Here is a 14,880-nt window from a genome sequence, read left to right on the forward strand (position 1 = left end):
AGAAAAATTGGCTGGTTTAAGTCCAGTGGAATACCGAACTCAAACCAGCCAAACAGTTGCATAATCAAAACTCTAACTTTTGGGGGTCACTACCTTTGATGCTCTTTTCTATTACTTGAGTCAATTCCTTAATTACTGTTACTAAAATATACGGCTGTTTTCCAAAAGGCCGAATAAAAATAGCAGTTCAATTAAGGGTACAAGGTGCGGTTTGTACTGCGAAATTGAACTGCTTATTTTTAGATTCCTGTTATTTTTATGATGAAGTCAAACAGGAACAATGCGGAGATAATAATTAATGTAATAGATAATTCCTTCTGCTTACCTAAAGCTAGCTTAACAATTGGGTATGCAATAAAACCAAATGCCATCCCATCCGCTATACTGTAAGTGAACGGTATTAAAGCGACGATTAAGAATGCTGGCAACGCTTCTGATAAATCATCCAATGGAACGTGTCTGATATTCTGTGCCATTAGAACTCCGACAATGATTAATATTGGGCTAATAGCGGCATTTGGTATCATGGATATCCATGGAATAATAAATATCGTTGCTAAGAAAAGTAACCCAGCTGTTACAGAAGCTTTTCTCGACCTGCCATTTGATGCTATTACAGCCGCATTCTCTGCTGCCGATACAGTTGGAGAAGTACCAAAAAATGCGCAAGTAAGCGATGAGAATGCAGTTACTTGATATGCTTTCTTATAGCTGTTGTTACGTTCCAACATGTGAAGCTGTCCATGCAATAATCCCATGTTTTCGAAGATAAGAATCATCGCTAATGGAAAGATTGCCAGCCAGAATCCAAGCTCATCAACTGCTGTAAATGATGGCATGAATAACATTTCATCCATATTAATACTCACAGCGCTTTTTCCAGTGTCCAGAATACCAAAGAAATGTGCAAATATAGTCCCGCTTATCATCGTAATTAGAAAGTTTGCTGGGATATTCTTAATAAATAAGAATATCGCAATGAATAATGTTAGTAAACTTACGATGACAGTAGGTGAAGTGAAGTCACCAATAGCAACAATGGTGTTTGCACCACTGACAACAAGTTCACTTTTCTCTAAGCCTATTAAGATTAGGAAAAATCCGAGCCCTACTGTAATTGCATGTTTTAATGATTCAGGTATTGCTTCTTTTAGTAGGACACCCAAGCGACTAAACGCAGTAATTAAAAATAATATAGAAGCAATCATTACAACTGCTAAGCCTTCTTGAAATGTTAATCCTGCACCTTCGACAATGGAATAGGCAAATAATGCATTAATCCCCATCCCAGGAATCAGAATCAAAGGGAGCTTTGCAAATAATCCCATCAAAATTGTTCCGACAAAACTTGCCATTATCGTTGCAAGCATTCCAGCTTCAAGTGAAATTCCTGCTTCACTAAGGATAGAACCATTTACAGCAACAATATAGACTGTAGTAAGGTAGCCAACCAAACCGGCAACAATTTCTGTTCGCCATTTACCTTTAGTAGCTTCTAACTCAGTGTTGTTATTATAAGGCATCTAATCTCCTCAAATTTCTAACTGTCCCTCTCCCACCCGACTATATATAGTGTGTTCAATAGTTAAATGAATACACTCTTAAATGTATAATCCACAAATAATTATTATATGTTCCCCTCCAAAAAAAGTCAATGAAGTCAAGCGGTAAGTTAGACTAGAGAAAAATAAAGCTCAATTCAACCCTCGGGTGATTATTAGATGGGTTTTTGTTATAATTAATAATGGAGAGAAATTTATTTGGGGGACGGTGTTGATTCGTGAAGTATAATTCAGTCTTTGATATTATTGGACCAGTTATGATTGGTCCTTCCAGTTCACATACAGCAGGTGCAGCAAGGATCGGTAAAGCTGCACGTAATTTATTTGGTGAAGAGCCAAAATGGGCAAGAATTCATTTATATGAATCATTTGCTAAAACATATAAAGGACACGGAACAGACTTTGCTTTAGTTGGCGGTTTGTTAGGATATGAAACAGATGATACGCGAATGAATCAAGCATTGGACACTGCAAAAGAGAAAAATATCGATGTTCAATTTATTGAGGATAGTGCTGGTGTTGATCATCCGAATACTGCACGGCTCATTATTGGAAATGATACAGATCAGATTGAGCTCGTAGGTATATCTATTGGTGGTGGAAAAGTAGAAATCACTGAATTAAATGGCTTTGAATTACGTTTATCAGGCAATCATCCAGCAATTCTAATCATGCATAATGATCGCTATGGAGCTATTGCTTCTGTAACTAAAATTTTGGCTAAAAATGAGATTAACATTGGACATATGGAAGTGAATCGTAAAGATGTTGGAAAAGAAGCATTAATGGTTATTGAGGTCGACCAAAATGTGGAAGATACTATTTTAAAAGAGTTAGAGAGTGCTGATCATATTATCCAGATCTCAAAAATAGTCAGCTAATCGTCAATAGAGAGGAGTTTTCATCATATGTTTCGTAATGCTGCAGAATTAGTAGAAATGGCAGAAAAGGAAGATACGTTAATTTCAGAAATAATGATCCGTCAAGAGATGGAAGTTAAAGATAAATCACGTGAAGAAGTTTATTCTGAAATGGAGAAGAATCTTGAAGTAATGGAAAAAGCAGTAGAAGATAGCCTGAAAGGTGTAGAATCTGTTACTGGACTGACTGGCGGAGATGCAGTTTTAATTCAAAATTATATGAAGGAAAAGACACCACTATCAGGTAATCTATTAATGGATGCTGTTAGTAAGGCAATGGGTACTAATGAAGTGAATGCAGCAATGGGTACAATTTGTGCAACACCAACCGCGGGGAGTGCAGGCTGTGTACCAGGGACATTATTTGCTGTTAAGAACCAATTGAATCCGACGCGCGAACAAATGATCCGTTATCTTTTTACTTCTGGTGCATTTGGATTTGTTGTTGCAAACAATTCATTTATTTCTGGAGCTGCTGGCGGATGTCAGGCAGAGGTAGGTTCAGCAGGTGCAATGGCATCTGCTGCAATAGTTGAAATGGCCGGTGGAACGCCGCAGCAATCAGCTGAGGCATTTGCTATGACATTGAAGAATATGCTTGGTCTTGTTTGTGACCCAGTTGCGGGTCTTGTTGAAGTCCCATGTGTAAAACGTAATGCTGGGGGATCTTCACTTGCTATCGTATCAGCAGATATGGCTTTAGCTGGTGTAACAAGCAGAATCCCGTGTGATGAAGTAATTGGTGCCATGTACCGTATTGGTAAGCAAATGCCATCAAGTTTGCGTGAGACAGGTGAAGGCGGACTAGCAGACACACCGACAGGACGTCTATTAAAAGAGAAAATATTCGGTATGTCCGTTTAGAAAGAGTGATTAACGTGCTAAGTGATCCAGTAATGCAATTAAAAGGGGTAGGTGATAAGTTCGCAGGAAGTCTGGCAGAGATGAATCTGCATACTGTGGAAGATTTGCTGTACTATTTCCCCAACCGCTACGATGTATTTGAAATTAAACCTCTTAGCGAATTAATTCATGACGATAAAGTTACAATTGAGGGAAGAGTAGTAAATGAGCCTTCCCTTACTTTTTATGGAAAGAAAAAGTCCAGGTTAACTTTTAATGTTGAAGTAGAGAATGTAGCGATTAAGGCTGTTATGTTTAACCGTGCATTTGCCAAAAAACAAATTAATGCAGGCGACACAATCACATTAACTGGTAAGTGGGATGCACATCGATTGCAAATCACTGTCAGTAATTATAAAAAAGGTCCCGCATCTGAGCAGACAGCGATTCAGCCCATGTACTCGCTTAAAGGTGACGTAACTAATTATAAGATAAAAAAAACGATACAAACTGCTATAAGCGACTATGGAGCGGAAATTACTGAAATTTTACCAGCTTACTATTTAGAAACTTATAAACTTCCAGATCGACAAAGCGCGGTCAAGACCATGCATTTTCCGAAAAATAGAATTGATTTAAAACATGCACGACGAAGATTTACATATGAAGAGTTTCTATTATTTCAGTTAAGAATGCAGTTATTAAGAAAAGTTAAACGTGAGGCAACAAAAGGCAATGCGCAACACTATGATGCGATGCAGCTTAATGAATTTATCGGTTGCTTTCCATTCTCACTAACCAATGCGCAGCAAAAATCATTGAATCAAATACTAGCAGATATGAAATCACCCTACCGAATGAATCGTCTTTTACAAGGTGATGTTGGTTCCGGCAAAACAGCTGTAGCAGCAATTTGCCTATATGCTGCTATAACTGCTGGCAAACAGGGGGCATTAATGGTACCAACAGAAATATTGGCTGAGCAGCATTATCAATCACTTACAGAATTATTTGGAGATAAAGCCACTATTGTTTTACTGACCGGTTCTGTGAAGGGTAAAAAAAGAAAAGAGATGACCGCTGCTATTGAAAGACATGAGGTAAATATTGTTATCGGAACTCATGCATTAATTCAGGACGATGTTTTCTTTGATGATCTTGGCTTTGCCATTGTTGATGAGCAGCATCGGTTTGGGGTTAAACAACGTCGTACCTTGCGAGATAAGGGATTAAACCCTGATGTTTTATTTATGACAGCTACCCCAATCCCGCGTACATTAGCAATTACTGCTTTTGGTGATATGGATGTTTCTGTAATTGATGAAATGCCATCAGGCAGAAAAGAAATTGAAACATACTGGACAAAAGAAAATACGCTTGACCGGGTACTCGGATTTATTGAAAAACGTGTTAATCAAGGTGAACAGGCCTATGTTATTTGTCCATTAATCGAAGAGTCGGACAAGATGGATATTCAAAATGCTGTTGACCTTTTTCATCAATTACAGGAATTTTATTCAAATTCTTTAAAAGTTGGACTTATGCATGGGCGACTTACAGCCGATGAAAAAGATGAGGTCATGAAACAATATGCAGCAAATGAAATTCAAGTATTGGTCTCGACTACTGTTGTTGAAGTGGGAGTGAATGTCCAAAATGCAACAATTATGGTTATCTATGATGCAGAGCGCTTTGGTTTATCCCAGTTACACCAGCTTAGAGGGCGCGTAGGTCGTGGAGATAAGCAAAGTTATTGTATTTTAATTGCCGATCCAAAAGGGGAAGTCGGAAAAGAACGGATGCGTATTATGACTGAAACCAATAACGGCTTTGAGTTATCCGAGCAGGATTTAAAGCTACGTGGTCCGGGTGATTTCTTTGGCAAAAAACAAAGTGGTTTGCCTGACTTCAAGGTAGCAGATATGATTCATGATTATCGCGCATTGGAAACTGCCAGGCAGGACGCGCAGGAAATAATTGAGAAGAATTTACTGGAGGAAAATAGCGAATTTTATCAACTAAGAGTAAACTTAGAAAACGATACATTTCTTCAGGATAAACTCGATTAATTGTTAACTTGCATATTTAGGCTTGGTATTATATATTACTATTAGTACCAAGTCATAGTATTAGCAGTAATACCACATTTTTATAAGGAAATTATAAAATAGAAGCGTTGTGTACAGCTGAATTAAAAAAATAAGCCACGTTCAGTTTCGGTGACTATTGACTAGTGGACTTCCTACTCCTCCTAACGATAAGTTAACATCGAATCGAATGACGAAGGAAGGCCGACTAAAAAAGGGTTTTGCGCCCAACGTCGACACACCCCAATGAAGGGGCGTTTTGCCTTTATCTCAGGCAAAGGAAGATCGACTAAAATCACCGCGATACGCGGGCGCAGTCCATACGTCACTAAACAGTCACTTACGCTTTTGTTATTTGGATGGTGCCAGTAAATGAAGATACGTAAAGTGGAACGGCAGCGATTATTAAAAGAAACGATTGAAAATACTCCGTTTATAACTGATGATGATTTATCAAAAAAATTTAACGTTAGTATCCAGACAATTCGTTTAGACCGAATGGAACTATCGATTCCGGAGCTTCGCGAGCGAATTAAGTCGGTTGCCACATACCAATGGAACGAAACGGTGAAAGCACTTACCCTCGATGAAGTAATTGGGGAAATTATTGATTTGGAATTGGATAACAGGGCCATTTCAATTTTAGTAATAAATAAAGAACATGTTTTTTCAAGAAACAAGATAGCAAGGGGACATCACTTGTTTGCTCAAGCAAACTCACTTGCTGTTGCCGTTATTAATGATGAACTCGCATTAACCGTAAAATCTGAACTTAAGTTTACGCGTCAGGTTAAAGAGGGAGAACGTGTGGTTGCAAAGGCCTTTGTAGAAGATGTGAGCGATAAAGGTTTAACGATTGTCAGGGTAAACAGCTTCGTTGAAAATGAAAAAGTGTTTACCGGGTTATTTCATATGTATCGCTCAAATGATCAAAAAGGGGACAATCCAAAATGAAAATAGCAATTGATGCCATGGGAGGCGACCATGCACCTAGAGAGATTGTTTTGGGAGCTATGGATGCCGTTTCTCAGATTGAAAATTTAACGATAACTTTAATTGGCGATGAAAAAAAAATAAGTTCACATTTATCAAATTCAAAAAATATTGATATTATACATACGGATGAAGTAATTACTGCTGCCGATGAACCTGTTCGCGCGGTACGTCGTAAAAAGAATTCCTCGCTTGTATTAATGGGAAAAGAAGTGAAAGAGAATCGTGCTGATGCGTGCATATCTGCTGGGAATACTGGTGCCCTTATGAGCGCTGGGTTATTTGTAGTTGGAAGAATTTCAGGTGTTGACCGTCCTGCACTAAGTCCGACATTGCCAACAATAGATGGAAAAGGCTTTTTACTTCTCGATGTAGGAGCCAATGTCGATGCAAAGGCGCATCATCTTGTCCAATATGCAATTATGGGTTCCATATATACAGAAAAAGTACGCGCGATTACGAGCCCAACAGTAGGATTATTAAATGTTGGAACTGAAGATGGAAAAGGAAATGAGCTAACTAAAAAAGCATTTACTCAATTAAAGAAAGCCCCAGTTAATTTCATTGGGAATGTTGAAGCACGAGATATATTATCCGGAGCTGCTGATGTCGTTGTAACAGATGGATTTAGCGGAAATATTGCACTAAAGACTATTGAAGGTACCGCTATGACAATGTTTTCGATGCTTAAAGAAACGTTTATGTCATCTATTAAAACAAAAATTGCTGCTGGAATGGTAAAAAGCGACTTAAAAGGGCTGCAAGGTAAGCTGGATTATTCAGAGTATGGCGGGGCAGGGTTATTTGGTCTTTCTGCACCTGTAATAAAAGCACATGGGTCGTCGAATCGCCGTGCTATATATAATGCAATTAAACAGGCGGCGCATATGGTGGAATTTGACGTTACAAATACAATGAAAACTACAATGGAAACAATTGAATGGGGGGAGAACGAATGAGACGAATAGCCTTTATGTTCCCTGGGCAAGGATCACAGACAGTGGGTATGGGAAAGTCATTTTATGAAGAATATCCCGAGGTACAGGAATTATTTCGTGAAGCGGATCAGCTTCTAGACGTGGATATATCAACTATTATGTTTGAAGGTTCTAAGGAAAAATTAACAGAAACAGAAAACGCTCAGCCCGCATTATTACTTTCTAGTATTGCTGTTCATACATTGCTTGTAAAAGAAGGAATAAAGCCTGATATGGCTGTTGGACATAGTCTTGGAGAATATAGTTCACTGGTCGCAGCCGAAGCAATCTCTTTCCAGGAAGCACTGCCACTTGTTGCTTCGCGTGGCAAATTGATGGAAGAAGCATTTCCAAAGGGAAAGGGAGCAATGGCAGCGGTTCTGGGTATGTCTGAGGAGGATATAAAACAATCTCTTCAACATCTGAATGAAGATGAAGTTGTTGATATTGCTAACCTGAATTGCCCTGGTCAGATTGTTATTTCCGGCTCTAAAGAAGGAATAGAGACAGCAAGCAAGCTTTTAAAAGAAAATGGTGCTAAACGTGTTTTACCATTGAATGTTAGTGGTCCATTTCATTCCAGACTTATGCAGGCAGCTAATGAGCAGTTTTCCAAAAAATTAAATGATATAGAATTTAATGAAGCACGCATTCCGGTTTATGCGAATGTTTCTGCTCAACCTGTAACCGAAAAGGAAGAAATAAAAGATTTACTCATCAGGCAGCTTTATTCACCTGTTAGATTTGAGGAATCCATCCGTAATATGATTGATGCTGGTGTAGATGCTTTTGTTGAGGTTGGGAATGGTAAAGTGTTAAGTGGTTTAGTGAAGAAAATTAACCGCAATGTTAAAACATTTGCAGTACAGGATCCGGCATCGTTAAACGATTTTATTTCGTGGTATAAGGAGGACTTGTAATGTTACAAGGAAAAAGCGCACTCGTAACTGGCGCTTCGCGAGGTATTGGGCGCTCCATTGCCCTGGAATTGGCAAAACAAGGTGCAAATGTAGTAGTAAATTATGCTGGCAGTGAAGAAAAAGCACAATCTGTTGTTGAAGAAATCGAGCAATTGGGTGTAAAATCATTTAAGGTACAGGCTGATGTTGCGAACCAAGAGAATGCTAAAGCAATGGTTAAAGAAGTTGTAAACCAATTTGGAAGTTTGGATATCCTGGTAAATAATGCTGGAATTACACGAGATAATTTGATAATGCGAATGAAGGAAGATGAATTCGATCAAGTTATTAATACAAATCTCAAAGGCGTTTTCCAATGTACAAAAGCTGTTTCAAGACAGATGATGAAACAAAAAAGCGGCAGAATTGTTAATGTTGCTTCAATCGTAGGTGTGAGTGGAAACCCAGGGCAGGCAAATTATGTTGCTGCTAAAGCCGGTGTTATCGGTTTGACTAAGTCCACCGCAAAAGAATTTGCATCACGCAATATCCTGGTTAACGCAGTCGCGCCTGGTTTTATTTCAACAGATATGACGGATGAACTCACTGAAGAGCAAAAAGAAGGCATGCTTGCGATGGTTCCATTAGCAAAACTTGGTGAACCGGAAGATGTGGCAAAAGTTGTCCGTTTTCTTGCTTCAGATGACGCTAATTATATTACTGGACAAACAATTCACATAGATGGTGGAATGGTAATGTAGGTATAAAAGCGAATGGGGCTTGCTTAGCGACGACATGCGTAAGTAAGAGTCCGTAGAGCACGGGTTTTGTGCTCAAGTGACAATTACTTACGTCACGAGTCGCTAGCCCAATGAGCTGGATAGGAAGAAAAGTGCAGGCGACTGTTCAGCGACGTATGGACTGCGCTCAGTGCTGCGGGTGGGTCGACGTTGCCGCGCAAAGCGGCGGGCTTAGTCGATCTTCCTTTTCCCTGAGGTGAAGGAAACGCGAAGAGCGTATGCGATTCGACGTTGACTTATCGTAAGGAGGAGAAGGAAGTCTACTAGTCGCTAGGAGCAGGAACTGGATCAATAATAGCGAATGGGGATTGCTGAGCGATGACATGCGTGAACAAGAGTCCGTAGAGCACGGGTTTTGTACTCGTGTGACAATTGCTTACGTCACGAGTCGCTAGCTTGATGAACTGAAACAGGAAGAGTAAATCAGGATCACTGAGCACGAAAGATTAAATCCTCGAAGGGGGGTGAAGTATTATGGCAGACGTATTTGATCGTGTAAAAAATATCATCGTTGATCGTCTTGATGTGGAAGAATCTAAAGTGAAAATGGAAGCCTCTTTTAAAGATGACTTAGAAGCAGACTCATTAGACGTTGTTGAGCTTGTAATGGAGCTTGAAGATGAATTTGATATGGAAATAGCAGATGAAGAAGCAGAGAAAATTAATACTGTGGGTGATGCTGTTAACTACATAAACAGTATTCAATCATAAATATAGTCGAAAGTCTCGCAAATGCGGGACTTTCCGTATATTTAATATTTCAGAGTAATTTTTGTTAAGCAAAATAAACAGTACAAAGTGGTGATAATGATATGAATATTTCATCGTTGCAAGAACAACTTGATATTACATTTAATGACCATGACTTAATCAGACAGGCTTTTACACATTCATCTTATGTGAATGAGCATCGTGAAGAATCATTTTCGGATAATGAACGTTTGGAGTTTTTAGGAGATGCCGTTCTGGAACTAGGTGTTTCTCAATATCTGTATCGAAATAAGGATAGTATGGCAGAAGGGGATCTAACTAAACTACGCGCGTCGATTGTTTGTGAACCGTCTCTAGTGAATTTTGCCCGCGAATTGAATTTTGGTGATTATATCCGTTTAGGAAAAGGTGAGGAACAAACAGGTGGAAGAGACCGCCCGGCTTTATTAGCGGATGTTTTTGAAGCATTTCTTGGAGCACTGTATCTGGATAAGGGATATGATATTGCTATTCAATTTCTTGAGAGATATGTATTTCCGAAAATTAAAACTGGTGCTTTTTCGCATGCGATGGATTATAAGAGCCAACTGCAAGAGCTTGTGCAACAACATAAAATTCACAATATAGAATACAGTATTGTGGAGGAAAAGGGCCCTTCTCATGACAAAGAATTTGTTACGCAGGTAATAATAAAAGGGGATGTTGTAGGAGTTGGTGTTGGTCGTACAAAAAAAGAAGCCGAGCAACGTGCAGCAAAGAACGGATTGGACAGCTATAACGATTAAGAAGTATTAAGGAATAAACCAGAGAATCATTTGATTCTCTGGCCTTTTATCTAGTGTAGGAAACTATAAGATTTAATTGCTGAATAACTGACCAACGAATCAGCCATGCCCAGCCTTGACTACAGGGCATACTAACACCGATGACGTTGCAGGAAGTTGTGTTTTCAACGGACAGCGCCTAGTGACTTTTCTCCCCGTATCTACGATAAGAAATAAAGGCGACTATGGCCTCAGCTTTATATGGCGACATTACCCATCCGCAACGATGAGCGCATTGCATACGGCCCAGAACTGGCGATTGTGCTTTTAATTTGATGGATTTATGTTATGATTTTCTTACAGACCGTAATTCATCAATAAATGCTTGTGTTTCTGAAGCACTTAACTGCCCCTTCTGCTTAATCATCTCATACATAAATTTAATGTCCTCGTATTTTTCCAAATCATAATCTTCCGGGTCCATAATAGTACGGTTAACGACATTCAACATCTCTGCAAGTTCATCGAGGATAAACTTTAAGTTTTCTTGTGATGGATTCTCCAAATTCATGTAAACACCTCATCTAATTAGTTTGACAATAACAAAGCAATTATTCATGTATGTACTTGGCTATGCCTTCTTTTGTGCCTATGTTTATGATAAAATAAATGCGGTAAAAAGCCAAATTTTATATGGTACATAAAATTTTACTTTATCTCGGCAAGAAATAGGAGAATGTATAATGTATTTAAAACGATTGGAAAGTGTAGGATTCAAATCATTTGCTGAACGGATCAATGTTGATTTTGTTCCCGGTGTTACAGCAGTAGTTGGTCCAAATGGAAGTGGAAAAAGTAATATTACGGACGCAATCAGATGGGTACTTGGGGAGCAATCAGCAAGATCCTTGCGTGGTTCCAAAATGGAAGATATTATTTTTCAGGGAAGTGACTCCAGAAAACCCTTGAACGTTGCCGAGGTTACTCTAGTACTAGATAATAGTGATCAGGCGCTTCCACTTGACTACGAAGAAGTAAGTGTTACACGCCGTGTATACCGTTCAGGAGAAAGTGAATTTTATATTAATAAACAAGCCTGTCGATTGAAAGATATTGTGGAATTATTTATGGATTCAGGTCTTGGTCGTGAAGCATTCTCGATTATAAGTCAGGGGAAAGTAGAAGAAATTTTAAGTTCCAAAGCAGAAGAGCGACGAACTATTTTTGAAGAAGCAGCGGGCGTACTTAAGTATAAACAGCGCAAGAAAAAGGCTGAATATAAATTAGCTGAAACACAAGAGAATTTAAATCGTGTAGAAGATATTATACATGAAATAGAGCAGCAAATAGATCCATTAGAAGAACAAGCTGAAACAGCTAAGAAATATTTGGATAAGAAAGAACAGCTGAAACAACAAGAAATCTCGCTTCTTGTTACGGAAATTGAACAACTTCATGAACAGTGGCAAGCATTACTCGATGAATTAGATGAAGAAAAAATGAATGAAATTAATTTAAAAACGTCAATCCAGCAAAAAGAAGCAAAGCTGGAAAAAGAGCGTCAGGAAATCCAAGAACTTGATGAAGAAGTTGAGAAACTGCAGGCAAACCTTTTAACAACAACACAACAACTTGAACAACTTGAAGGTAAAAAACAGGTACATAATGAACGCACAAAACATTTTGCAGAAAACAAAGAAAAGCTTGAGTTGCAGAAAAGTGAAACAGCTAATCGTATCGAAAAGCTAAAAGATGAACTAAACGAAGAAAATGAGCAACTTTCATCATTACAAGCAAAACGAAATTATACAAAACAACAGGTTGAACAGTTAGAAGAAAAGCTGACAACCGATAGAGAAAACATTGCTGAGCAAATCGAAGAACTGAAATCAGAATATATTGAGTTTCTAAATAAGCAAGCTGCAAAGCGAAATGAAAAGCAATCGATTGAACAGCAGCAACAGCAGATTTCAGGTAAAAAAGATAAACAGGCAGAGAAATTTGAGGATTTGCTCATACAACGAACCGAGCTTACGAATCAAAAAGATAAACTCCAGTCCGACTATTCAGCTCAAGAAAAAAAGTATAACGCTATGGCATCAGCTATACAGCAATTGAAGGAAAAGCTGAGTACTGACCGACAAGAATTTCAAGAAGCACAGACGAAACTATATCAAGGCTATCAATATATTGAAAAGCTAAAATCCAAACAGGAAATGCTTGAAGATATGAAAGAAGATTTTCAAGGTTTCTTCTATGGTGTTAAGGCCGTTCTGAAAGCCCGTGAGGAAAGGAAACTTGATGGTATTTCTGGTGCTGTGATTGAACTTGTTGATGTACCTAAAACGTATATAACAGCAATTGAAACAGTACTCGGTGCTCAGGCGCAGCATGTCGTTGTGAGTGATGATACGGCAGCTCGTGATGCAATTAGCTGGCTTAAAAGAACTAACAGTGGACGAGCAACGTTTTTACCATTATCCTCAATTAAAGCTCGCTTTGTGCCGAAAGAGGTACTGTCAAAAGTTGAGAATCATGCTGGTTTTATTGGTGTCGCTGCGGATTTAGTATCTGCACAAAGTGACCTTCAAAAAGCAGTCAACCACCTAATGGGGCATGTTATAATTGCCAAAACATTACGAGATGCTAACGAAATAGCAAAAATTGTTATGCGTAAATACCGTATTGTTACACTTGAGGGTGACGTTGTTAATCCAGGGGGCTCAATGTCTGGTGGAGCACAGAAGAAATCAAATCAGTCCTTATTCACAAGAGAAAAGGATTTACAGGAAGTAACAGATAAATTAAGTGAATTTCAGAAGAAAGCTGCTGCATTTGAACAGAAAGTCGACAAACAAAAACAGCAGATTGAGGCGACAGAACAGCAATTAACAGACGAAGAACACGCTGTTACGAATGAGCATCAGATACTCCAGGATATTCGATCTTCGTACAAAGAGGTGGAAATGAAACTGGTGTCACTTAATGATAGTCTTACATTATATGATCAAGATAAACAGCAATTTGATCAGGATAACGAGGAATTAGAATCTCGTGATAAGCAACTCTCAAGTGAACTAGGTGATATTTCAAATCAGCTTGTAAAGATACAGAATCAGATTAATGAACTTACTGAACAAGAAGCGGATTTTAAAGAAAATCAGGAGCAATTGCAACAGGACTTTCAAAAAGCGCAGGTAACTTTGGCTGAACAGGAAGAACGTTTGAGGAGCCAACGTGAAAAAACGAATACGGTAAATGATCAATTAACAGAATACCAAGCGCAATATGAGAAATACACAAGCGATTTAGATGACTTACTTGAAATGCAAAATTCCACAGAAACCGAAGCTGATATTGATCAGAACATTCAGTCGGCTAAGGATGATAAGGAAGCTCTAACGAGTAAAATTCAGCATATGCGTTCCAATAGATCAGAAAGAACACAGCTTATGCAGGATCAAGAGAGAGAGTTAAAAGAAGAGAACACAAAGCATCAATCATTTATGCAAGAGATTCAGCAAAAAGAAGTTAAGGCGAATCGCTTAGATGTAGAGCTGGAAAACAGGCTGTCGCAATTGCAATCAGATTATACGATTACCTTTGAAAAAGCTAAACAAACCTACGATAAGACAGACGATATTGAAGAGACTAAATCAATGGTGAATCAAATTAAACAAGCGATTGATCAGCTTGGAACAGTTAACCTGGGCGCAATCGATGAATTTGAACGTATATCAGAGCGCTATGACTTTTTATCTGAGCAAAAGAATGATTTGGTGGAAGCGAAACAAACGTTATATACCGTTATTTCAGAAATGGATGAGGAGATGCAAAAACGATTCGGTGAAACGTTCAGCCAGATAAAGGACGAGTTCGCTGTAGTTTTTGAGCAATTGTTTGGAGGCGGTCATGCTGAATTAAAACTAACCGATCCAAGTAATCTTCTGGATACGGGTGTGGAAATTATTGCTCAGCCACCAGGTAAGAGGCTTCAACATCTTGGTTTACTTTCCGGTGGTGAACGCGCACTAACAGCAATAGCGTTATTATTTGCGATCTTGCGTGTTCGCCCTGTACCGTTCTGTGTATTAGATGAAGTAGAAGCGGCACTTGATGAAGCGAATGTTACAAGGTTTGCAAAATATGTCAATGCATATAGTAAAGATACGCAATTTATTGTGATCACACACCGAAAAGGTACAATGGAAGAGGCAAATGTGTTATATGGTGTCACAATGCAAGAGTCTGGAGTATCACGTTTAGTATCTGTTCGGTTAGAGGACACTAAAGAATTAGTTAACTCGTAGGGAGGATGTCACAT

The 14,880-nt window shown here is 38.7% G+C and carries 12 protein-coding genes; 10 read left to right on the plus strand and 2 right to left on the minus strand.

Annotation, left to right across the window (positions count from 1 at the left end):
- Positions 1-239 precede the first annotated feature (239 nt).
- Entirely contained in the window at positions 240-1,523 is a 1,284-nt protein-coding gene (locus J2Z82_RS09760) for an NCS2 family permease (protein ID WP_209480619.1), read from the minus strand.
- A 257-nt stretch (positions 1,524-1,780) separates the two neighbouring features.
- Between J2Z82_RS09760 and sdaAB the strand changes: the two genes are divergently transcribed.
- The 9 genes from sdaAB (at position 1,781) to rnc (ending at position 10,577) form a co-directional block, all read left to right on the plus strand.
- Positions 1,781-2,443, plus strand: a complete 663-nt coding sequence (gene sdaAB / locus J2Z82_RS09765) for an L-serine ammonia-lyase, iron-sulfur-dependent subunit beta (protein ID WP_209480620.1) — start codon at positions 1,781-1,783, stop codon at positions 2,441-2,443.
- A 27-nt stretch (positions 2,444-2,470) separates the two neighbouring features.
- The gene (gene sdaAA / locus J2Z82_RS09770) at positions 2,471-3,346 is read left to right on the plus strand and encodes an L-serine ammonia-lyase, iron-sulfur-dependent, subunit alpha (RefSeq protein WP_209480621.1); all 876 of its coding nucleotides are present in this window, start codon (positions 2,471-2,473) and stop codon (positions 3,344-3,346) included.
- Positions 3,347-3,354: 8 nt separating this feature from the next.
- The gene (gene recG, locus J2Z82_RS09775; RefSeq protein WP_342453622.1) at positions 3,355-5,394 is read left to right on the plus strand and encodes an ATP-dependent DNA helicase RecG; all 2,040 of its coding nucleotides are present in this window, start codon (positions 3,355-3,357) and stop codon (positions 5,392-5,394) included.
- A gap of 390 nt (positions 5,395-5,784) precedes the next feature.
- Complete coding sequence (gene fapR / locus J2Z82_RS09780; RefSeq protein ID WP_209480623.1) at positions 5,785-6,366, plus strand: transcription factor FapR; 582 nt, start codon at positions 5,785-5,787, stop codon at positions 6,364-6,366.
- The gene (gene plsX / locus J2Z82_RS09785; protein ID WP_209480624.1) at positions 6,363-7,364 is read left to right on the plus strand and encodes a phosphate acyltransferase PlsX; all 1,002 of its coding nucleotides are present in this window, start codon (positions 6,363-6,365) and stop codon (positions 7,362-7,364) included. The genes fapR and plsX overlap by 4 nt, the downstream gene beginning before the upstream one ends.
- Positions 7,361-8,302 (plus strand): ACP S-malonyltransferase, encoded by a 942-nt coding sequence (gene fabD / locus J2Z82_RS09790; RefSeq protein WP_209480625.1) that lies wholly within the window; start codon positions 7,361-7,363, stop codon positions 8,300-8,302. Before plsX ends, fabD begins: the two co-directional genes overlap by 4 nt.
- Positions 8,302-9,042, plus strand: coding sequence for a 3-oxoacyl-[acyl-carrier-protein] reductase (gene fabG / locus J2Z82_RS09795; protein WP_209480626.1), 741 nt, complete (start codon positions 8,302-8,304; stop codon positions 9,040-9,042). Before fabD ends, fabG begins: the two co-directional genes overlap by 1 nt.
- A gap of 513 nt (positions 9,043-9,555) precedes the next feature.
- Complete coding sequence (gene acpP / locus J2Z82_RS09800; protein WP_092492981.1) at positions 9,556-9,792, plus strand: acyl carrier protein; 237 nt, start codon at positions 9,556-9,558, stop codon at positions 9,790-9,792.
- 101 nt (positions 9,793-9,893) lie between these two features.
- Positions 9,894-10,577: a ribonuclease III gene (gene rnc, locus J2Z82_RS09805; RefSeq protein WP_209480627.1), complete on the plus strand. Its 684-nt coding sequence runs from the start codon at positions 9,894-9,896 to the stop codon at positions 10,575-10,577.
- Positions 10,578-10,902: 325 nt separating this feature from the next.
- Here the strand turns inward: rnc and J2Z82_RS09810 are convergent, their stop codons facing one another.
- Entirely contained in the window at positions 10,903-11,127 is a 225-nt protein-coding gene (locus J2Z82_RS09810) for a DUF1128 domain-containing protein (RefSeq protein ID WP_209480628.1), read from the minus strand.
- A gap of 172 nt (positions 11,128-11,299) precedes the next feature.
- Here J2Z82_RS09810 and smc point away from each other — a divergent pair, with 172 nt between their 5' ends.
- The gene (gene smc, locus J2Z82_RS09815) at positions 11,300-14,866 is read left to right on the plus strand and encodes a chromosome segregation protein SMC (protein WP_209480629.1); all 3,567 of its coding nucleotides are present in this window, start codon (positions 11,300-11,302) and stop codon (positions 14,864-14,866) included.
- The last annotated feature ends 14 nt before the right edge of the window (positions 14,867-14,880 follow it).

The sequence above is a fragment of the Virgibacillus litoralis genome, from assembly GCF_017873675.1.
In the GTDB taxonomy this organism is placed as follows: domain Bacteria; phylum Bacillota; class Bacilli; order Bacillales; family Amphibacillaceae; genus Lentibacillus; species Lentibacillus litoralis.